Source organism: Bacteroidota bacterium (assembly GCA_018266835.1).
GTDB lineage: Bacteria > Bacteroidota > Ignavibacteria > Tepidaquicellales > Tepidaquicellaceae > JAFDZO01.
Map to the genome: position 1 here is coordinate 227,019 of JAFDZP010000005.1, position 19,893 is coordinate 246,911.

General features: G+C 36.2%; 18 protein-coding genes. 13 read left to right on the plus strand and 5 right to left on the minus strand.

Annotated elements, in window-relative coordinates; all coding sequences use genetic code 11:
- Positions 1-8: 8 nt before the first annotated feature.
- Positions 9-1,346, minus strand: coding sequence for a hypothetical protein (locus tag JST55_13825; protein MBS1494587.1), 1,338 nt, complete (start codon positions 1,344-1,346; stop codon positions 9-11).
- Between the two features lie 68 nt (positions 1,347-1,414).
- Positions 1,415-2,386: a hypothetical protein gene (locus JST55_13830; GenBank protein MBS1494588.1), complete on the minus strand. Its 972-nt coding sequence runs from the start codon at positions 2,384-2,386 to the stop codon at positions 1,415-1,417.
- A 367-nt stretch (positions 2,387-2,753) separates the two neighbouring features.
- Between JST55_13830 and JST55_13835 the strand changes: the two genes are divergently transcribed.
- The 13 genes from JST55_13835 to JST55_13895 all read left to right on the plus strand — a co-directional run bounded on the left by JST55_13835 (position 2,754) and on the right by JST55_13895 (position 16,895).
- Entirely contained in the window at positions 2,754-3,500 is a 747-nt protein-coding gene (locus tag JST55_13835) for a DUF3667 domain-containing protein (protein ID MBS1494589.1), read from the plus strand.
- Positions 3,501-4,090: 590 nt separating this feature from the next.
- Entirely contained in the window at positions 4,091-5,260 is a 1,170-nt protein-coding gene (locus JST55_13840) for a serine hydrolase (GenBank protein ID MBS1494590.1), read from the plus strand.
- 49 nt (positions 5,261-5,309) lie between these two features.
- Positions 5,310-6,872, plus strand: coding sequence for an L-glutamate gamma-semialdehyde dehydrogenase (pruA, locus tag JST55_13845; GenBank protein MBS1494591.1), 1,563 nt, complete (start codon positions 5,310-5,312; stop codon positions 6,870-6,872).
- Positions 6,873-6,924: 52 nt separating this feature from the next.
- Complete coding sequence (locus tag JST55_13850; GenBank protein MBS1494592.1) at positions 6,925-7,176, plus strand: hypothetical protein; 252 nt, start codon at positions 6,925-6,927, stop codon at positions 7,174-7,176.
- Positions 7,173-7,424, plus strand: coding sequence for a hypothetical protein (locus tag JST55_13855; GenBank protein MBS1494593.1), 252 nt, complete (start codon positions 7,173-7,175; stop codon positions 7,422-7,424). Before JST55_13850 ends, JST55_13855 begins: the two co-directional genes overlap by 4 nt.
- An 83-nt stretch (positions 7,425-7,507) precedes the next feature.
- Positions 7,508-8,899: an ADP-forming succinate--CoA ligase subunit beta gene (gene sucC, locus JST55_13860; GenBank protein ID MBS1494594.1), complete on the plus strand. Its 1,392-nt coding sequence runs from the start codon at positions 7,508-7,510 to the stop codon at positions 8,897-8,899.
- Positions 8,899-9,933: a guanosine monophosphate reductase gene (locus tag JST55_13865; GenBank protein ID MBS1494595.1), complete on the plus strand. Its 1,035-nt coding sequence runs from the start codon at positions 8,899-8,901 to the stop codon at positions 9,931-9,933. The genes sucC and JST55_13865 overlap by 1 nt, the downstream gene beginning before the upstream one ends.
- A 7-nt stretch (positions 9,934-9,940) precedes the next feature.
- Positions 9,941-11,377, plus strand: a complete 1,437-nt coding sequence (locus JST55_13870; protein ID MBS1494596.1) for a deoxyribodipyrimidine photo-lyase — start codon at positions 9,941-9,943, stop codon at positions 11,375-11,377.
- Between the two features lie 7 nt (positions 11,378-11,384).
- Positions 11,385-12,875, plus strand: a complete 1,491-nt coding sequence (gatB, locus tag JST55_13875; protein MBS1494597.1) for an Asp-tRNA(Asn)/Glu-tRNA(Gln) amidotransferase subunit GatB — start codon at positions 11,385-11,387, stop codon at positions 12,873-12,875.
- On the plus strand, positions 12,872-13,633 hold the full coding sequence (locus JST55_13880) for a triose-phosphate isomerase (GenBank protein ID MBS1494598.1): 762 nt from the start codon (positions 12,872-12,874) through the stop codon (positions 13,631-13,633). The genes gatB and JST55_13880 overlap by 4 nt, the downstream gene beginning before the upstream one ends.
- Before the next feature lie 7 nt (positions 13,634-13,640).
- Positions 13,641-14,816, plus strand: coding sequence for an acetyl-CoA C-acetyltransferase (locus JST55_13885; GenBank protein ID MBS1494599.1), 1,176 nt, complete (start codon positions 13,641-13,643; stop codon positions 14,814-14,816).
- A 40-nt stretch (positions 14,817-14,856) separates the two neighbouring features.
- A complete protein-coding gene (locus JST55_13890) occupies positions 14,857-15,714 on the plus strand; it encodes a 3-hydroxybutyryl-CoA dehydrogenase (protein ID MBS1494600.1) in 858 nt (285 codons plus the stop codon).
- Positions 15,715-15,752: 38 nt separating this feature from the next.
- Complete coding sequence (locus tag JST55_13895) at positions 15,753-16,895, plus strand: acyl-CoA dehydrogenase (protein MBS1494601.1); 1,143 nt, start codon at positions 15,753-15,755, stop codon at positions 16,893-16,895.
- Between the two features lie 80 nt (positions 16,896-16,975).
- Here JST55_13895 and JST55_13900 read toward each other — a convergent pair whose 3' ends face one another.
- The 3 genes from JST55_13900 to hslV are packed head-to-tail and all read right to left on the minus strand — an operon-like array spanning position 16,976 to position 19,779.
- Entirely contained in the window at positions 16,976-17,701 is a 726-nt protein-coding gene (locus JST55_13900; GenBank protein MBS1494602.1) for a hypothetical protein, read from the minus strand.
- Between the two features lie 13 nt (positions 17,702-17,714).
- Positions 17,715-19,226, minus strand: coding sequence for an ATP-dependent protease ATPase subunit HslU (hslU, locus tag JST55_13905; GenBank protein ID MBS1494603.1), 1,512 nt, complete (start codon positions 19,224-19,226; stop codon positions 17,715-17,717).
- A gap of 28 nt (positions 19,227-19,254) precedes the next feature.
- Positions 19,255-19,779: an ATP-dependent protease subunit HslV gene (hslV, locus tag JST55_13910; GenBank protein MBS1494604.1), complete on the minus strand. Its 525-nt coding sequence runs from the start codon at positions 19,777-19,779 to the stop codon at positions 19,255-19,257.
- Positions 19,780-19,893: the final 114 nt, after the last annotated feature.

A 19,893-nucleotide genomic window follows, 5' to 3' on the forward strand; every position in this document is an offset into this window, starting at 1 on the left:
GTTACAGCCTATTTTAAAGAGTTATTTTTCGGACGGAAGGATACAGTATCAGGCGGTCTTGTTGTGAAGTAACTTGCATTTGCCTGAGTATCAAAGTTCCTCAGAATTTTATTTGTAGGGACTGAACAATAGTCGTCCAGATTTCCGAACGGAGCCATTTTCTGAACGCTCCATTTATAGCTTGCGCCTCTTCTAAGATTAAATCCGAATGCAGATAAATCGGGATAAGTAAAAGTGTCCGACGCATTGTAAATCCATACAGAGTACAGGAAGTTCCCTTCGATGTTAAAATTATAACAATAAACTCCAACTGAATTTGTATTACCCTTTACAAAAAATGTTGTTGTGGAATCCACATTTGTTCCGTTCAATGGAGGAGTTATCAAAGCTATTTCAGGAATTCCGTTAAATGTCACTATAGAGTTTTCAGGAGTGAATGCATTATTTGCAATGTAACTATCCGTTGTATATGGTGCATTTGTAGTAATATGCATTCTGTTATTTGCAAAAATCTTCGGCACTATAAAATCAAAATCTCCTCTGAAGTTATAATTATCGAGGAATAAATCAGAGTTCGTATTTCCGGCAAGACTAAAATATATTCTGTTATCCGATGATGAACTGAAATTAAAATTCTTTACTTCAACAACAGCTTCTTCGGGATTGGTTGTAAAATCGGTTCCCACAAAAGTTGTATTAATGATTCTCAATGTATCTATATAAACAGTTTTTTCGGCGTAAGCATCATAGGATGAAATAAGAAACGGTTGAAATAAATTCCTTTGGTAAACTAATAGCATCAGCTTACCCAGAATTGTCTGTTTATCTCCCTGCCAAGTTATTGGTACTCTTGCCTGAACTGAATCAGCAATTGAGTAATTATAACTGAAGTTTGTAATATCTTCAGATGCAAAAGCAATCATAAGATTTTTATTTGGCTGAATAGTAGGATAGTGAACGATAAATGCGCCTTCCTGATAGTTTGTGTTATCGCTGTAAGAATTATATGTAAGGTTAGTATTGTTTGCATTAAGGTTCTGATAGACATTCAAAGTTGAATCACCGTCCTTCAATAACATTAATGTGACAGGATATGTTATATTTGAAAGCGAAAAATATCCGTCAATTAAAGTTGTAGTATAATTATTTTTTGAGGAGTACACTTTAACGCCTCTGAAAGGAAAACCCTTAGCATCGTAAACGTGCCCCTGAATAGTGGTTCCGTTATTATGGATTGTAGTATCGTTAGTCTTAACGACGTTCTGGCATGAAGTGATAGATACAGAATAAAAAGCCGCTGCAATTAATAAAAATCCCGTCGTTAAAAGTGGAAGTATTCGCCTCATTAAAAAGTTAAAGTTTGTTAATATACAAAATGATTGCAATAGATTTAATTCAGAATTATTTTTAGCTATTAATAATCCCTTTCTAAATATTCTTTAGCCCATAGAGCGATTCGCTTACTGGGGTATTTTAATTGAAGGTCTTTTAAATACCGGTTAGTGCCAAGTGTATCTTGCTGCCTGCCGTAATTGAGTATTTTAAAGTAATCAAGAAAAGCATGAACTTGTGAAGCATTAGGGTTCTCCGAAACGTGATATTTAATTTCCTCAGTTAGTTTTTTCAGCGATCCTGTGCTATCGTTTTCTCCCCAATAAGCAGTTATATGCGCGTAGTATAATTTTCTCAAAAAAAATTCATTTTCATAAGGGGAATTCTTATACTCCTCTATTTTTGAATCATAATATTTAATTACGCTGTCCTTTGATATTGTCAAAGAAAATTTACTTCTATCATCAACATCTGCCAGCAATTCATTAAATGCCTTCAAATCAATATTAACAATCTTAAGATTTAAAGTATTATCACTTTTCTTTTCCTGGAAATTAAAACACCGGCTGTAGAAGTGAGCTGATACTTTATAATCGGCAGGAATTAAATAATGTGAATAGGTTTTGTAAGTAGTATCTTCTGAACAAGAGTATACTGATCTTGAAAAATAAATGTATTCATATTTCTCTTCATTTGGTTTAAAAACTGTATACGGTACTTTAAAATAATCAACTATCATATCCCCTGCTCTGTCGGGATTTTTGCAATCCCAGTTTGTATCTTTTACATTTGAATTTAAAATCATAGGAGATTCTAATATTTCCCATTTATTGAAATAAGCAATTGAATCTTTCTCGTCCGAGTTATTTTTAACAAATAGCTTAGCCCAGACAGTCTCTCCATAAACTGCAGTATCTGAACTTAGTTCGATTCTCAATGAAAAATTCTTTAAGTCACAATAGATATAATTCGGGTCATCTGTTTTTGAGGAGTTGCAGGAAAAAAAAGAAGTAATCAAGAGGGCAATAAATATTAATTTTACTGGCTTTTTCATTGAATACTATGTTTTATTAGAAAATATGAAAATGTACCATAAAAATAAATTCCCATTGTCACATTAATGTCACATTTTGTTAAGCACGAAAAACTCTTCAATTTTATTTTTTAATTTTGATGGATTTTTGACGAATTTTCTGAAACTCAGTATTGTTTTTTCAACACTTCTCAATTTGTATCCGTCTTAAAATTCATCATTGATGGAAATCAATTATCTGCTTTTCCTCTCAATTCAAAATAGTATTCAATATATAATTTTTTAATTTCAAATCCCATAAAATGTTCCCTATTAGTAGGAATGGGTTAATATTTAGTAACTCTCAATTTGCAACTGACTCTTTAACTATCATTACCTATTTTGAGTCATGGAAAAATGCTTAAACTGCGGGACTGAACTCGTCGGAAATTTCTGCCACAACTGCGGACAGCAGAAGCTGGCTCCCGGAATTTCAGTAAGAAACAGTTTCGATGAATACTTTTATAAGTCAATATATTGGGAGTCCAGTTTTTCTTATACAGTTAGGGATTTATTCCTTGCTCCCGGCAACTTCGTTCTCAATTTCATTAATGGCAAAAGAAAAGACTACGTTAAACCCGTTGGATTTTTCCTTATGACCGTGGGATTTTTCATTCTTATGTTTCATTTTTTAAGTGAAAATCATTTCAGCTACATGAAGCCGATTTTTATCGGAGAAGATACGAGTGAGATGATTGACTCTAATATTTCCGTAAATGATTTCCGTCAGCTTGAAGTATCAAGGCTGAATTACCTTATGTTCATGCTACCTCCTATTTTAGCGCTTTTTCATACAATTATATTCAGAAATAAAGATGTCGGTTACGGCGAACGCCTGGCTTTTTATCTTTATATCCTCGGCTTCGGCGCGCTCATTTCCGTTATCTTTCTAGGGCTTGCGCTAATAACTCCTGTTATGTGGGAGCTGCGGCTTATCCCTTTAGCTGTTTATTACATCTATGCCATAGTTCAATTTTCAAAAGCAAACATTTTTTCAGGTATCATTAAAGCCTTAATTGTGCTGATTGCCGGAAATGCGGTTTATTATGGAATCGTTACATTATTACTCTGGGGCTACCTGGAGCTTGTGCATTAATTTATTTTTCATTTCAGATTTCAGATTCCAAAGTTACATTATTGTCACATTTTGGTTTCAATATTTTTACTCAATTGATGAATTTTTGACGGATTCTTTGATTCAGGTGTAAAATCAAAGCCTTATTTGTAAAAACTATACACTTGCTTCCCCCTCCTTTACAAGGAGGGGGACTGAGGGGGTGGTTTAAATAGTTACATTATTGTAACATTTTAGTTTCAAAGTTTTCATTCAAATGATGGATTTTTGACGGATTCTTTAATTCCGGCTTAAAATTGAATATATAATAGTAACATTATTGTCACATTTGTTAATACCCCCCCCCCTTAATCCCTCCCGCCTTTGACGGGACAAGCTCTCCTTCTAAAGGAGGGGGGAAAAAACCATGTATTCTTTACAAAGTTTACTAACCTTACTAACTTTACAAACTTTACAAACCCTACAAACTTTCCAAACTTTTAACCACCTCCCCAATATATCCTATTTGAATTTTTTATTCCACAAATTGTTCCCTATTAGTAGGTATGGGTTAAATCTTCGGGCATTTTTTGTAAGTTTTTAAAAATTTTTAAATTAGGTATATTGCCAAAGTGAAACGGTATTGTATCCTTATATTTCTTTTCCTTTTTTCAGTACATTTATCTTGCCTAAAAGCTAATTCGATAACTGAAATTGAAAATCTTGTTTACGGAGGTATCGTAAGCAAATCTTTTCCTGGCGCGCAGCTGTTAATTGGCACTCCGGAAAGAATTTTAATGGAAAAAAATTTCGGAAAATATACTTATGATTCCGATGCCCCTGATGTAACAAGCTCAAGCATCTATGACCTCGCCTCTGTCACGAAAGTTATTGCAACAACATCCGCTATAATGCAATTGTATGATAACGGAAAGCTCAACATCAACGATAACGTATGGCTATACATTCCTGAGTTTGCAAACAACGGAAAAGAAGATATCAAAATAACAAATCTGCTTCTTCATAATTCAGGACTGAAGGCATGGGTTCCATTTTATAAAACGCTTACAACAAAGCAGCAAGTTTTAGATGAGATCTATAACATGACTCCTGATTATAAAACCGGGACTAAATTTGTTTACAGTGATTTGAATGCAGTTCTGCTTGGACTTATTGTAGAAAAAATTTCCGGAATGCCTCTTGATGAATATTGCAGAATAAATATTTTTGAACCGCTCGGAATGAGAAGCACGACTTATCTTCCTAAAAATGAACTGAAGAAACTTGCAGTCCCGACTGAGAACGATACTTACTGGAGAAACAGATTGCTGCAAGGCGAAGTGCACGATGAAACAGCAGCAATGCTGGACGGAGTATCAGGCAATGCTGGACTTTTTTCCAATGCAAAAGACCTCTATTGGTTTATGGTAATGATGCTTGTGAAAGGAAAATACTATAATCCATATAGCAGAGGACTGAAAGAAGAGAAGTTTGCAAGCGCAGATGTTGTAAATTTATTTATAAAAAAATGGGAGACGGCTGCTTATAATAATTCACGCGGACTCGGATGGGACACAAAACCGGAACCGACTTCATACAGAACTCCCTGCGGAGAAAAGTTTTCAGAAAATTCATTCGGACATACAGGCTACACAGGAACAAGCGTATGGGCCGATACTGATAAAAATTTAATAGTAATTTTTTTAACAAACAGAGTCTATCCTTCCCGTGATAATAACGGTATCAGAGAGATAAGACCTGAAATTCATAACATGGCAGTTGAGTTACTTAACGGGAATTAGTCAGCAGCTTTTTTACTTTTTAAAAAATAAATCATAAAATAATATTATAATGTCACACTCAAAATTTAAGAACGAACCGTTCACAGACTTCACGAATAAAAAAAATAAACAGGCTTTTGAAAAGGCTTTAGATAAAGTCACATCAAGATTTGCAAAAGAATATCCGATTGTAATAGGCGGAGAGAAATTATGGACCGATGATAAGATGCATTCAATAAATCCATCAAACGAAGATATGAAGCTCGGAACATTCCAGAAAGCTTCTGCTGAAATGGCAGTGAAGGCAATTGAAACAGCATACGAAACATTCAAGACCTGGAAGAACGTAGCGCCTAAAAAACGCGCTGACTACTTATTCAAAGCAGCAAAATTAATGAGAAAAAGAAAACATGAATTTTCTGCAATGATGGTTTATGAAGTCGGTAAGAACTGGGCAGAAGCAGACGGCGATACAGCAGAGGCAATTGACTTCATGGAATTTTACGCACGCGAAATGTTAAGATGGAGCGGAGACCATCCGTTAGTAAAATTACCCGATGAAAAAAATCATTTAGAATATTTACCGCTTGGTGTAGGCGCAGTTATTCCGCCATGGAATTTCCCGCTTGCAATCTTAGTCGGTATGACAACATCAGCATTTGTAACAGGCAACACCGTTGTATTGAAACCGTCAAGCGACTCCCCTGCCATTGCGCAAATGTTCTTTGAACTTCTTGAAGAAGTAAAGCTTCCTAAAGGAGTTGTAAACTTTGTAACAGGCGGCGGCGGAACTATCGGCGATATAATGGTTCAGCATCACTTAACAAGATTCGTATGCTTCACAGGTTCAATGGAAGTCGGTTTAAGAATTAACGAGCTTGCTGCAAAAGCACAGCCGGGGCAAATATGGATTAAAAGAGTTGTTGCAGAGATGGGCGGCAAAGATTCTATAGTTGTTGATAAAGAATTACATAGCTTCAGCGATGCTGTAAAAGGAACAATCTCAGCAGCGTTTGGATTCCAGGGACAAAAATGTTCAGCATGCTCAAGAGTTATCGTTCACAAGGATATTTACGATAAATTCTGCGATGCATTGGTTGAGCATGTTCAGACTATTAAAGTTGATAACGCAGCAAACAATCCTCCTATGGGACCTGTTATAAACAAACGTTCACAGGATAATTGTTTAAGATACATCAATAAAGCAATTGAAGAAGGCGGAAAAGTTATTGCCGGCGGAAATAAAATTGAAGGTAAAGGATATTTTGTTGAGCCTACAATTATTAAAGACGTTGAAAGAAATGCAACGATTTCACAGGAAGAAATTTTCGGACCTGTACTTGCAGTTCTTAAAGCAAATGATTTTGATGATGCAATTGATATTGCAAACAATACAATGTTTGGATTGACTGGAGCTATTTACACAAAAAATAAAAAGAGATTACATAAAGGCGCAAAGGAATTCTTTGCAGGTAACTTATACCTCAACAGAAAATGCACAGGCGCATTAGTCGGTGTGCATCCTTTCGGCGGATTTAATATGAGCGGTACGGATTCAAAAGCAGGCGGAAGAGATTATTTAGGCTTATTCATGCAGGCAAAGCTTACAAGCGAAAAGAAAATTAAGAAATAAATTTCTTTATATAATTTCTTAAAATAAATTTCTTTACATAAAATTTTTTATAATGAACAGAGTTAAATTTATTCTTTCAGTATTAGTTTGCATAGTTTTATTAAGCTGCTCAAAGGTACAGGAGAAAGTTGAACAGAAGGTTAATGAAAAAATTGACCAGAAGATAGACGAGACATTAAACAAGATTGATACTGCTATGAATAAGCTGAGCCTGGACTCACTCAAGAAGCTGGGTAAAGATTTAGACTCAACATTAGATAAAAACGTTAACAAAATAAAAGAAAAAACCAAAACCAACAAATGAAATATTTTTTTATTTTAGCTGCATCATTACTGTTAATAGCCGGATGCGGAAAAAGCCAGCAGGAACTTGAGAAGGAAAGGATTCAGAAAGAAGCTGCCGAGCTTAAAAAAAGAATTGATTCTACCAGCAAATATATTGAGAGCGAAAGAAAAAGTCTGGATAGCAACATGAAGAGCATTGATTCACTTTCAAAAGAAATTGATAAGCTTCAAAAGAAAGTTGACCCTAAAAAGACCGACAAAAAATAAATTTAAAAAATTGAAATTATAATTCCACAGGAAGTATCTGTGAGAAAAAAAGTTATAAAAATAAAATAATTTAATTATAGAATATGAAATTACACGAGTATCAGGCAAAAGAATTACTTCAGAAATACGGAGTTGCAATTCAGGGCGGAGTGCCTATCAAATCAATGGAACACTTCGATACTGCAGTCGACACACTTAAAGCAAACGGCGTAAGCCAGATTGTTGTGAAGTCACAGATTCATGCAGGCGGAAGAGGCAAAGGCACAGTGTATCACAAACATAACAGAGATGAAGTTGCAGTACAGGGCGGAGTAAAATTCTTCGGCGATAATTTTGAAAAAGCAAAAGACTACGCAGGAAAAGTTTTAGGCAACGTGCTTGTAACACATCAGACAGGAGCAGAAGGAAAAGAAGTACAGACTCTTTTCATTGCTGAAGGTCTTGATTACAAAAAAGAATTGTACCTTGGTATTTTGCTTGATAGAACGAATTCAAAAAATGTCATAATGGCATCTACAGAAGGCGGCGTGGAAATTGAAACAGTTGCAGAAGAAACTCCTGAAAAAATTATAAAGATCTGGGTTGATCCGGGTACAGGACTTGAGGACTTCCAGGCAAGAGAGCTAGCATTCGGTCTTGGTCTTGAAGGTGCTGCTTACAAAGATTTCTTAAAGTTCATTAAAAATCTTTATAAAGCTTACGAAGGAATGGATGCTTCCATGATCGAAGTTAATCCTATGATTATCACAAATGATGACAAAATAATGGCGCTTGATGCAAAAGTTACATTGGATGACAATGCAACATTCAGACATAAAGATTTCGAAGAGTTAAGAGATTTAAACGAAGAAGATCCGCTTGAAGTTGAAGCATCTAACTTCAATTTGAATTATATAAAACTTGACGGTAACGTTGGTTGTATGGTTAACGGCGCAGGACTTGCCATGGGTACCATGGATTTAATCAAGCTTGCCGGCGGTTCACCTGCCAACTTCTTAGATGTAGGCGGTACGGCCAGCCCGACAACAGTAGAAAACGGTTTCAGAATTATTTTATCTGACCCGAACGTTAAAGCAATTTTGATTAATGTATTCGGCGGAATTGTAAGATGCGATCGCGTTGCGAACGGAGTAATTCAGGCAGCGAAGAATATCGATATCAAAGTTCCTGTTGTAGTAAGATTACAGGGAACAAATGCAAAAGAAGCTAAAGAAATATTAGAGAACTCAGGATTGAATCTCATTCCTGCAAACACTTTAACAGAAGCTGCTGAAAAAGTTAACATGGCATTGAAGATGGCAGAAGAAGATAAAGAAGTTGAAAAGGAAGTAGCAGAATTCGCAGATGAATCAGGCGCAGTTGATTCAGAAGTAATCGAAGTTGTAGAAACAATCGAAGTAATTGATATACCGGTAGAAAACAACACTGAAGAAAATAATTCTGAAGAGAACCCAACACCTGAAAATCTAAACTAATGTCCTACAAAAATATTACAGAGACATATTCATTAACTTACGATGATATATCGTTACTGCCTGACCAGATCTCGGCAGTGCAGCATCGTTCAAACTGTGATACGAGCGCAGAGTTTCTCGGCGTTAAGCTGGAGATTCCGATTATCGGCTCACCCATGAACACGGTCTGCGGCGGCAAGATGGCTAAGGCATTAGCTGATTTAAAATGCCTTGGAGTTATTCACAGATTCAATACAATCGAAGAGCAGATTGCTGAGTTTGAAGATTATGATTTGAAGGACAGTGAGTTTAAATCAGCGGCAGTCGGCATCAATAAAAAAATTGATATCGACCGTCTGAAAAAACTTGCCGACTACGGAATAAAAATAATGTGTGTAGATATTGCAAACGGCGGCTCGAAGATGATTGAAAGTTATCTGAATGACATTCAGGATATAATAAAGAAGTACGGACTAAAAATCATTGCAGGCAACGTTGCAAGCTATGAGACGACAAAGTTCTTAATTGATTTAAAAGTTGATGCAATCCGTGTCGGTATTGGTAACGGTGCAATGTGTTCCACTTCCATTAAATCAGGTATAGGCATAGGACAGGTTGATGCAATCATCCGCGCTTTAACAGCTAAGGATGAAATGAAGAGCGATGTAAAAATAATCGCTGACGGAGGGATTAATACTCCCGGCGCAATGTGCAAAGCACTTGCATTGGGATGTGATGCAGTTATGTTCGGACGTGTGCTCGCAGGAACGGAAGAAGCTCCTGGCGATGTATTAAAATATAACAATCAGCTCTGGAAAAAATATTGCGGCAGCGCATCATTTGCCGTTAAGCAGGATAAGAAAAATTATATCGAAGGTGAAGAATCGCTGGTAACATATAAAGGAAGCGTAACGAAAATTATCAGAGATTATCAGGAAGGGCTTCAGTCATCGATGAGTTATCTGAATTCAACAAGTATTACAGAGTTCCAGAAGAATTCTACATTTGTAAGGTTAACAAGTAACTCGTTTAACGAAAGAAAACCTCAGATATAATTTATAGATGCTGAAAGTCTTTTGGTTCAGGAAGGATTTACGATTAAAAGATAATGCAGCATTAAAAGCGTTCGTTGAAAATATAGAAGATACAGATGAAATTTTATTTTTGTACATCAAGAATAAAAATAAATTTGAGTATTACGGAGAGAAAAGAATAAATTTTTTATTCGAATGTCTTGCTGAGCTTAAGAACGATTTAAAAGAAATTGGATTTAATTTATTAATAACTGAAGGAAAGAGTCCTGATGTTTTTAAGAGACTAAAAAAAGAAGCGGATGATATTGAAGTTTATGCGAATGAACAAGTTGAGCCGTATTGTATAGAGAGAGATAAGAAGGTAAAAGAGATAATCCCCTCTTTTAATTTATTCAAAGATAATACAATTTTTCCTTTGGGAGAAATAAAGAACGGTGAAGGAAATTTTTATTCAGTTTACACTCCGTTCAAAAATAAATTTCTTTCAGAGTTAAAGAAGGAATACACAGCTAAGCAGATTTGCAATCTTGATAAGCTGAAAGATGCAAAGAAGTTTAAGAGCAAGAGTTTAAAAGAATTAGATTTACAAGCAAAAGAGTCAGGTAAAATCAAAGGAGGAAGAACAGAGGCTTTAAAGCATCTTAAATCTTTCTACCATGATAAGCTGGTTCGATACAAAGAACAAAGAGATTTTCCGGATGTTGTCGGCACAAGTTTGATGTCACCGCATATTCACTTCGGCACGATAGGAATAAGAGAGCTGTTCAGATTAGCTTTCAATAAGATTGATAAAGAAGTAAAGAATGTTGATGAGAAGACAAATGTTGATACATGGATAAACGAATTGATATGGAGAGAGTTTTATTACAATATAACGTTTCATAATCCCCAGATTGTTACGGAGTCGTTCAGATCTGAATACGACAATCTGAAATGGAGTTACGATGAGAAGCTCTTTAAATTTTGGTGTGAAGGAAAAACGGGTTATCCGATAGTTGATGCCGGAATGCGGCAGCTGAATGAAACAGGCTGGATGCATAACAGAGTGAGAATGATAACGGCAATGTTTTTTACAAAGGATTTATTTATTGACTGGAGACTCGGCGAGAAATATTTTGCTGAGAAGTTAATCGATTTGGATTTTTCCAGCAATAACGGAGGATGGCAATGGAGCTCATCAACCGGATGCGATGCTCAGCCCTACTTCAGGATTTTTAATCCTGTTCTGCAAAGCAAGAAGTTTGATACAGAAGGAAATTATATAAAGAAATATGTTCCTGAATTAAAAGATGTTGATGCAAAATATATTCATGACCCCTGGGAACATAAAGAAATTTTAAAAGAGAATAACGGAATTGAATTAGGCAGTCACTATCCCCTGCCAATAGTAGATCATTTTGAAATAAAAGACAGAGTGATTTCAGAGTTTAAAAGAATACAGAATTTAAAATCGAACCATAAATAAAAATTAATTGAGCAGCTTGGAAAACATCTACGATAAATATGAACCGGTCATCGGGCTTGAAATTCACGCTCAGATGAAAACGCAGACAAAGGCATTTTGTAAATGCTCTACGAATTTTCATAATTCGCCGAACAGCAACGTTTGCCCTATATGTCTCGGTATGCCCGGCACTTTGCCTGTGCTTAATAAAGAGCTTGTTGATTATGCTATACGCATGGGACTTGCAACGAACTGTTCAATAAGAGAGAAGTCTATCTTTGCCCGTAAAAATTATTTTTATCCTGACCTTACAAAAGGATATCAGATAACTCAGTTTGAAACTCCGATTTGTTACGATGGTTTTATTAATATAAAACTGAAAGACAAATCAGAAAAGAAAATAGGCATAACAAGAATTCACATGGAAGAAGATGCCGGAAAATCCATTCACGATTTTTCCGACAATGAAACACTTGTCGATTTCAACCGCTGTGGAGTACCGCTTATTGAAATTGTAAGCGAGCCTGATATCCGCTCTTCTGAAGAAGCAATTAATTATATGCAGAAGATAAGACAGATTTTGGTTTATTTAGATATCTGCGATGGAAATATGGAAGAAGGAAGTTTAAGATGTGATGCGAACGTATCTGTTAGATTAAAAGGAGCAATTGAGTTCGGCAACAGAACGGAAATAAAAAATCTTAATTCTTTTAAGAATGTTTCAGATGCAATTGAAACAGAAATAAAGAGACAAATAGAAGTTACTGAAAAAGGCGAGAAAGTTTTTTTCACTACAATGACTTACAATGCTAAGGATAAGACTACAGCTGCCACTCGCTCGAAGGAACAGGCACATGATTATAGATATTTTCCTGAGCCGGATCTGGTATTTACAGTTGTAGATAAGGCAATGAAGGATGAAATTGAATCGAAACTGCCGGAGTTCCCTGAAGCAAAATTAAAAAGATTTGTAAAAGATTATTCTATTCCTGAATATGACGCTGAAATATTGACATCAGGCAAGGAACTTTCAATTTATTTTGAAAATGTTATCAAAGAGTTAAAGCATAAAGACGAAAAAGGTTACAAGCAGGCAAGCAACTGGGTGATGAATGAAGTGCTGAAGGTTTTGAACGATAAAAAAATCGGAATAGAAAAATTTAACATACCTGAGATAAATCTATCAAAGCTGATCGATATTCTGCTCGATGAAAAAATAAACAAGACTGTTGCGCTGGAAATATTTGAATTGATGCTGACAAAGGAAACACGAGAAGAACAAAATCCTGAACACTTAATAAAAGAACTGGGACTTGAACAGGTCAGCGATACAAGCGAGATAGACGAGATAATAAAGAAGATTTTGAATGAGAGTCCGAAGGAAGTTGAAAGATATAAAGGCGGTGAGAAAAAACTTGCTGGATTATTTGTAGGAAAAATTATGAGAGAGAGCAAAGGTAAGGCAAACCCTAAAATTGTAAATGAGTTACTTTTAAAAAACTTAGAACAATTAAATTGAGAAAGAAATTAATAGCGGGCAACTGGAAAATGAATCTTGATATTACTCATTCAGAAGTGCTTGTAAAAGCGCTGACTGATAATATTCACGATAGCTATTTTGATAAGTGTGATGTTCTTATCTGTCCTCCGTTCACATCATTGATGGTATGTAATTCAATGATAAAAGGAACGAAGATGAAGCTTGGAGCACAAAATCTTCATTGGGAAAAAGACGGAGCTTACACAGGAGAAATTTCTGCTACGATGCTTACATCTGTGGGATGTGAATATGTTATAATCGGGCACAGCGAGAGAAGACAATACTTCGGCGAGACAGATGTAACAGTTAACAAAAAAATAAAGAAAGCATCAGAGAATAATTTAAAACCGATAGTTTGTGTAGGTGAATCACTTGCACAAAGAGAAGAAGGAATTTTCAAAGGAGTCGTATCTGAACAATTACAAAAAGGATTAGACGGAATTTCAAAAGAAGACATGAAGAATATAGTTATTGCTTACGAACCTGTGTGGGCAATCGGAACCGGTCTCAATGCAAACACTGAACAGATAAGCGAAATGAATATGATAATAGGCGATACTATCGGCGAACTTTACGATTCTGAGACTGCTGTATCTTTATTAATTCTTTACGGCGGCAGTGTGAATGATAAGAACGCTGAAGAAATTTTTGCAACATGTGGAGTTGACGGCGCGCTTATCGGCGGCGCTAGTTTGAAATCAGAAAATTTTATAAATATAATTAAGTCAATAAAATAGAAAATAAATGAAAGAAGTAGTTATAGTATCAGCGGTGAGAACACCTGTAGGAAGTTTTAACGGAGGATTATCTTCGAAGACAGCTCCGCAGCTCGGCGCGATAGCAATCAAAGAAGCAATTAACAGAGCAGGAATAAAACCTGAAGATGTATCGGAAGTTATAATGGGATGCGTACTTACAGCAGGGCTCGGACAAGCTCCGGCAAGACAAGCTGCAATATTTGCAGGTCTGCCGAACTCAGTTCCATGTTTAACAATCGGAAAAGTTTGCGGTTCGGGACTTAAAGCAGTGATGCTCGGCGCACAGGCAATTCAATGCGGCGATGCAGATGTTATTGTTGCAGGCGGAATGGAATCAATGAGTAATGTTCCTTACTACCTTGATAAAGCAAGAAACGGTTACAGAATGGGTGACGGAAAAGTTATCGACGGTATGATTAAAGACGGTCTCTGGGACGTGTACAATAATTTTCACATGGGCAATGCAGCAGAAATGTGCAGCAGAGAAATGAATATCACAAGAGAGATGCAGGATGACTTTGCAGAAGAGAGTTATAAGAGAGCTTTGGCAGCAACTGAGAACGGTGCATTCAAAGATGAAATCGTTCCGGTAGAAATCACAGATAAAAAAGGTACAATTACAATCAGCGAAGATGAAGACATAAGAAAAGGTAACGCAGAAAAAGGAAGAAAACTGAAACCATCTTTTGAAAAAGAAGGAACGATAACTGCGTTCAACGCATCAAGCATTAATGACGGCGCAGCAGCAGTAGTAATAATGTCAGCAGATAAAGCAAAAGAGTTAGGTTTAACTCCGATTGCAAAAATTGTTGGACAGATTTCATTCGCACAGTCACCTGAGAAATTCACAACAGCACCGGCTTATGCGATTCAGAATTTATTGAAGAAAGTAAATCTTACTGTTGATGATTTAGATTTAGTTGAAGCTAACGAAGCATTTGCAGTACAGGCATGCGCAGTGAATCAGATTGCAGGACTTGATACAAGCAAAGTAAACGTTAACGGAGGAGCAGTTGCTATAGGTCACCCTATCGGAGCAAGCGGCGCAAGAATTTTAACAACTCTTGTTCATGCTATGAAAAACAGAAATGCAAAAAGAGGTCTTGCAACATTATGTATAGGCGGCGGAGAAGCAAGCGCAATGATAATAGAAAAGATCTAAAGAAAATTTAATTTAAAAATTTATTTTTATTTAATTACTAATGGAAATTAAAAATATAGCAGTAGTAGGTGCGGGCACAATGGGCAACGGTATTGCTCACACATTTGCACAGTTCGGATATTCAGTTACGTTCATAGATATAAAGCAGGAGTTTGTTGATAAAGGTGTTGCAACTATTACAAAAAACCTTGACCGCATGGTTAAGAAAGGAACGATAACAGAAGAGCAAAAAAATTCTACTTTAGGAAATATAAAGTCTTCAACAAATCTTAATGACGCAAAAGATGCTGACTTAGTAGTTGAAGCAGCTTCGGAAAAATTTGAAGTGAAGAAATCTATTTTCACAACACTTGATGAGTGCTGCAAACCTGAAGCAATTCTTGCATCAAACACATCTTCAATTTCTATTACTGAAATTGCAGCAGTTACAAAGAGAGCAGATAAAGTTATCGGAATGCATTTTATGAATCCGGTTCCGCTGATGAAGCTTATCGAAGTTATCCGCGGTCTTGCAACATCTGATGAAACGTATTCAATTATAAAAGCTCTCTCTGAAAAAATTGAGAAGGTTCCGGTTGAAGTGAATGACTATCCGGGATTTGTATCTAACAGAGTTTTAATCCCCATGCTTAACGAAGCAATGTATTGTGTAATGGAAGGCGTTGCTACTCCGGAATCTATCGATACAGTTATGAAGCTGGGGATGAATCATCCTATGGGTCCACTTACACTTGCTGATTTCATCGGACTTGATGTGTGCCTTTCAATTATGGAAGTCCTTCATAAAGGATTGGGTGACTCTAAATATCGTCCATGTCCACTGCTTATAAAAATGGTTGCCGCAGGTTACTTAGGAAGAAAATCAGGCAAAGGTTTTTATGATTACTCACAAAAATAAAATAAAAAATTTAATAAAATAATTTAACTACCTCAACAATGAACTTTGAACTAACAGAAGATCAGTTAGCAATAAAAATGGCTGCAAGGGATTTTGCCGAAAATGAAATTGCACCTTCACAGATACAAAGAGATAAGAATGCAGAATTCCCCTATGAGATCGTGAAAAAAATGGGCGAACTTGGATTCATGGGAATGATGGTTGCGCCTGAATGGGGCGGCGCAGGTATGGATGCAGTCAGCTACGTTTGTGCTATGGAAGAAATTTCCAAAGTTGATGCATCGGTAGGTGTTATAATGTCAGTGAACAATTCACTTGTTTGCTACGGCATTGAAAGATGGGGCAGTGATTTTATAAAAGAAAAATATCTTAAGCCGTTAGCATCAGGACAGAAGCTCGGCGCGTTTTGTTTATCAGAGCCTGAAGCAGGCAGTGATGCAACAGCACAGAGAACAACTGCTGTAAAAGACGGTGACTTCTATGTACTGAACGGAATGAAGAACTGGATTACCAACGGAACAACTGCTGATTATTATTTCATGCAGGCAATGACAAATCCTGAGCTCGGCTACAAAGGAATTTCAACATTTATAGTTGAAAAAGAGATGGCGGGAGTTGAAACAGGCGTGAAAGAAGATAAGCTCGGTATAAGAGGTTCAGATACATGTTCAATCGGTTTGAATAATGTAAGAGTACCGAAAGAAAATTTAATCGGTGAAGAAGGACTTGGATTTAAGTTTGCTATGGAAACACTTAACGGTGGAAGAATCGGAATTGCATCTCAGGCATTAGGCATTGCTCAGGCATGTCTTGAAGCTTCTGTGAAATATTCAAAGCAAAGAAAAGCATTCGATGCACCGATTGCAAATCTGCAGGCTATACAATTCAAGTTATCCGATATGGCAGTGAATGTTGATGCAGCAAGACTTCTTATTTACCAGGCAGCAAAATTAAAAGATGAAGGTAAAAAATATATCAAAGAAGCTGCAATGGCAAAACTATTTGCAAGTAAGATTTGCGTTCAGGCAGCGCTTGAAGCGATTCAAATTCACGGCGGTTACGGATATGTAAGAGAATATTTAGTTGAAAGATATTTAAGAGATGCGAAGATAACTGAAATTTATGAAGGCACATCTGAAATACAAAGAATTGTTATTGCAAGAGAGCTTTTGAAAGCTTAATAAATTTATAATTACTACAAATAAAAAATCCCTCCTTATAATAATAAAGAGGGATTTTTTTTATACCTTTCAGTTCAAAATCAATTAAAACCAAAGATCAATTTAGCAGTAAGATTTATACTGTTCATATCTTTAGATCTCGAAGTAGTTAACGGGTATTTATTATTTCCGTCTAAAGAAATGAATCTGTATGATGCTTCGAAGCCGTAACCGAACTTTGCTGTACTTCCGTACCCGATTGAAATACCGAAATCAGGTTTCCAGAAACTGTTTTTCACACTTCTTGAACCCACGAACTGACTGGTAGTATTATCAACATAAACATAGTTTGTGAATTCTTCTTTCACATAAACCATACCCGCTTCAAACCCAACATAAAAATTGCTTACTTGAGAAATCATGTCCTTTGTAAAAGGATAATACTTCACTTTCAAATTTATCGGAAGTGAGAGGAACGAAGTGGTGTTCGGTACATAAAAGCTGTCTCTACCTGCTACACTGGGATTGCCGTAATAAAATCCTTTGTTGTTAGATGTATTCGAGAAAATAATTGAAGGAGATAGCTCCAAAGCAATGTTTCTGTTAACTCTTACTCCTCCAAAGAAATTCACTTCTTTAAGAAATTCACCGTTGCTTCCGAATAATGGATAAGAATCCGTCATATCGGAATTTGTAAATATCACAAACGAATACCCTACTCCTGCATATGCTTGCGCGGTTTCTCTTGTCTTGATCTGCGAGTAAGAATTGCTCCACATAATTACAAAACAAACAACGAGGGCTGATAAAAACTTTAAAGTTTTCATTTTAAAAGTAAGATTATAAAATGTAACTGCTTAAGTCTCTGTCTTTTACAATTGCTGAAAGTTTATCGTTCACATATTTTTTATCGATATCAATTTTTTTCTTTTTGATTTTATCCGGCACTTCGAATAAAATACTTTCAAGAAGTGTTGTAAGTATTGTATGCAGTCTTCTTGCTCCGATGTTTTCAACCTGCTCATTTACAAGCGCTGCAATCTTTGCAACTTCTCTTATTGCATCTTCTTTAAAAGTAAGTGTGATTGCTTCTGTTTCCAGCATAGCCACATATTGCTTTATCAAAGCATTCTGTGTCTGAGTAAGAATATTATAAAAGTCTTCTTCAGTTAAGCTGTTAAGTTCAACTCTTATTGGAAATCTTCCCTGCAATTCAGGAATTAAATCACTTGGCTTAGCCACGTGAAAAGCGCCGGATGCAATAAATAAAATATGGTCAGTTTTTACGGGACCGTATTTTGTAATTACTGTAGAGCCTTCAACAATCGGAAGCAAATCTCTCTGCACACCTTCACGTGATACGTCGGGGCTTTGATTCGATGCCTTGCTTCCGCCTGCAATCTTATCAATTTCATCTATAAAAACTATTCCCGAGTTCTGTACTTTCTCTATAGCTTCTTTTATTGCAGCATCCATATCAATTAACTTCTGAGCTTCTTCCTGAACAAGAATGGTCTTTGCTTCGGCAATTGTTAATTTTCTTTTCTTGGATTTCTTCGGCATCATATTTCCGAACAAGTCCTGAAGGTTCAGTCCCATTTCTTCAAGGCCGATAGGTCCAAGTACCTGAAGCATAGGTGCTTCAGCAGATAAATCGAGTTCAATATTTCTGTTATCAAGTTTTCCTGATTTCAGATCCTCACGGAATTTCTCTCTTGTCTTCTGATTTGACTCTTCAGACTTCTCATCCTGTGGCTCAACATTTACAGTAAATCCCACTACTTGATTATCTCCGCCGCCTTCAGCCTGCGCAGCTTCTGCCCTGTCGCTATCAATGGAAACTTTCTTTTTCATAGGAGGAACGAGAATATCAAGAATTCTTTCAATAACATTTTCTTCTGCTTTCTTCTGTACTAAATCCGATTTTTCCTTCTTTACCATCGTAACAGATAAATCGGTGAGTTCGCGAATCATTGACTCAACATCTCTTCCTACATAACCGACTTCAGTAAACTTTGAAGCCTCTACTTTTATAAAAGGAGCGTTTGATAATTTTGAAATTCTTCTTGCAATTTCTGTCTTACCGACTCCGGTCGGTCCAATCATAATAATATTGTTCGGCATGATTTCATCTTTCATGCTGTCCGGCACCTGCTGCCTTCTCCATCTGTTACGCAATGCTATTGCAACAGATTTTTTTGCGTTGTGCTGGCCGATTATATATTTATCAAGTTCTGCTACTATTTCTGATGGAGTGAGCTGTTTAATTTTATCGCCCGATAAATTTTTTTCAGCTTTACCGTTTTTGTTAGGAGTCTTTTCTGTTTTCTTTACTTCTTTTTCTTCAGTCATTAAATTAAAATTCTTATTATAGATTGTATTATAATTCTTCTATTGAAATATTGTGATTTGTATAGATGCATATATCTGCTGCCTGGTTAAGCGATTCAGTTACAATTTCCTTTGCGGAAAGTTTTGTGTACTTCACTAAAACTTTTGCCGCAGCTAATGCATAAGGACCGCCTGAACCGATTGCAACAATTCCGTCATCTGGCTCAATTATATCTCCGTTACCGGAAATTATATAAGCCTTATCTTTACCGACTACTGCAAGCAATGCTTCAAGTCTTCGTAAGTACTTATCGCTTCTCCATTCCTTCGCCATCTCAACTGCTGCGCGCGCTAAGTTTCCTTTGTACTGCTCAAGCTTCGATTCAAATCTTTCATAGAGTGTAAATGCATCCGATGTTGAACCTGCAAAACCGACGAGCACTGTATCGTTATAAATTTTTCTTACTTTTTTTGTCGTAGATTTTGCAACTGTATTTCCCATCGTAACCTGACCATCACTGCCGATAGCAGCTTTGCCGTTACGGACGAGACCTATTACAGTTGTTGAACGTATTTTATTTTCGTTGTTTGTATCTAATTTATTTTTACTCAATTTGTTTGATTAAAATTTTAAAATGTTTCCCACGAACTGCTTATCACCATTGAATCTGATAATTGTTAATTACTA

Bases quoted from the DNA above. Each gene is read 5' to 3' on its own strand.
- JST55_13890 (MBS1494600.1), top strand. From the start codon at position 14,857: ATGGAAATTAAAAATATAGCAGTAGTAGGTGCGGGCACAATGGGCAAC.
- sucC (MBS1494594.1), top strand. From the start codon at position 7,508: ATGAAATTACACGAGTATCAGGCAAAAGAATTACTTCAGAAATACGGA.
- JST55_13850 (MBS1494592.1), top strand. From the start codon at position 6,925: ATGAACAGAGTTAAATTTATTCTTTCAGTATTAGTTTGCATAGTTTTA.
- hslU (MBS1494603.1), bottom strand. From the start codon at position 19,226: ATGACTGAAGAAAAAGAAGTAAAGAAAACAGAAAAGACTCCTAACAAA.
- JST55_13855 (MBS1494593.1), top strand. From the start codon at position 7,173: ATGAAATATTTTTTTATTTTAGCTGCATCATTACTGTTAATAGCCGGA.
- JST55_13870 (MBS1494596.1), top strand. From the start codon at position 9,941: ATGCTGAAAGTCTTTTGGTTCAGGAAGGATTTACGATTAAAAGATAAT.
- JST55_13825 (MBS1494587.1), bottom strand. From the start codon at position 1,346: ATGAGGCGAATACTTCCACTTTTAACGACGGGATTTTTATTAATTGCA.
- JST55_13885 (MBS1494599.1), top strand. From the start codon at position 13,641: ATGAAAGAAGTAGTTATAGTATCAGCGGTGAGAACACCTGTAGGAAGT.
- JST55_13900 (MBS1494602.1), bottom strand. From the start codon at position 17,701: ATGAAAACTTTAAAGTTTTTATCAGCCCTCGTTGTTTGTTTTGTAATT.
- JST55_13895 (MBS1494601.1), top strand. From the start codon at position 15,753: ATGAACTTTGAACTAACAGAAGATCAGTTAGCAATAAAAATGGCTGCA.
- JST55_13835 (MBS1494589.1), top strand. From the start codon at position 2,754: ATGGAAAAATGCTTAAACTGCGGGACTGAACTCGTCGGAAATTTCTGC.
- JST55_13865 (MBS1494595.1), top strand. From the start codon at position 8,899: ATGTCCTACAAAAATATTACAGAGACATATTCATTAACTTACGATGAT.
- JST55_13830 (MBS1494588.1), bottom strand. From the start codon at position 2,386: ATGAAAAAGCCAGTAAAATTAATATTTATTGCCCTCTTGATTACTTCT.
- pruA (MBS1494591.1), top strand. From the start codon at position 5,310: ATGTCACACTCAAAATTTAAGAACGAACCGTTCACAGACTTCACGAAT.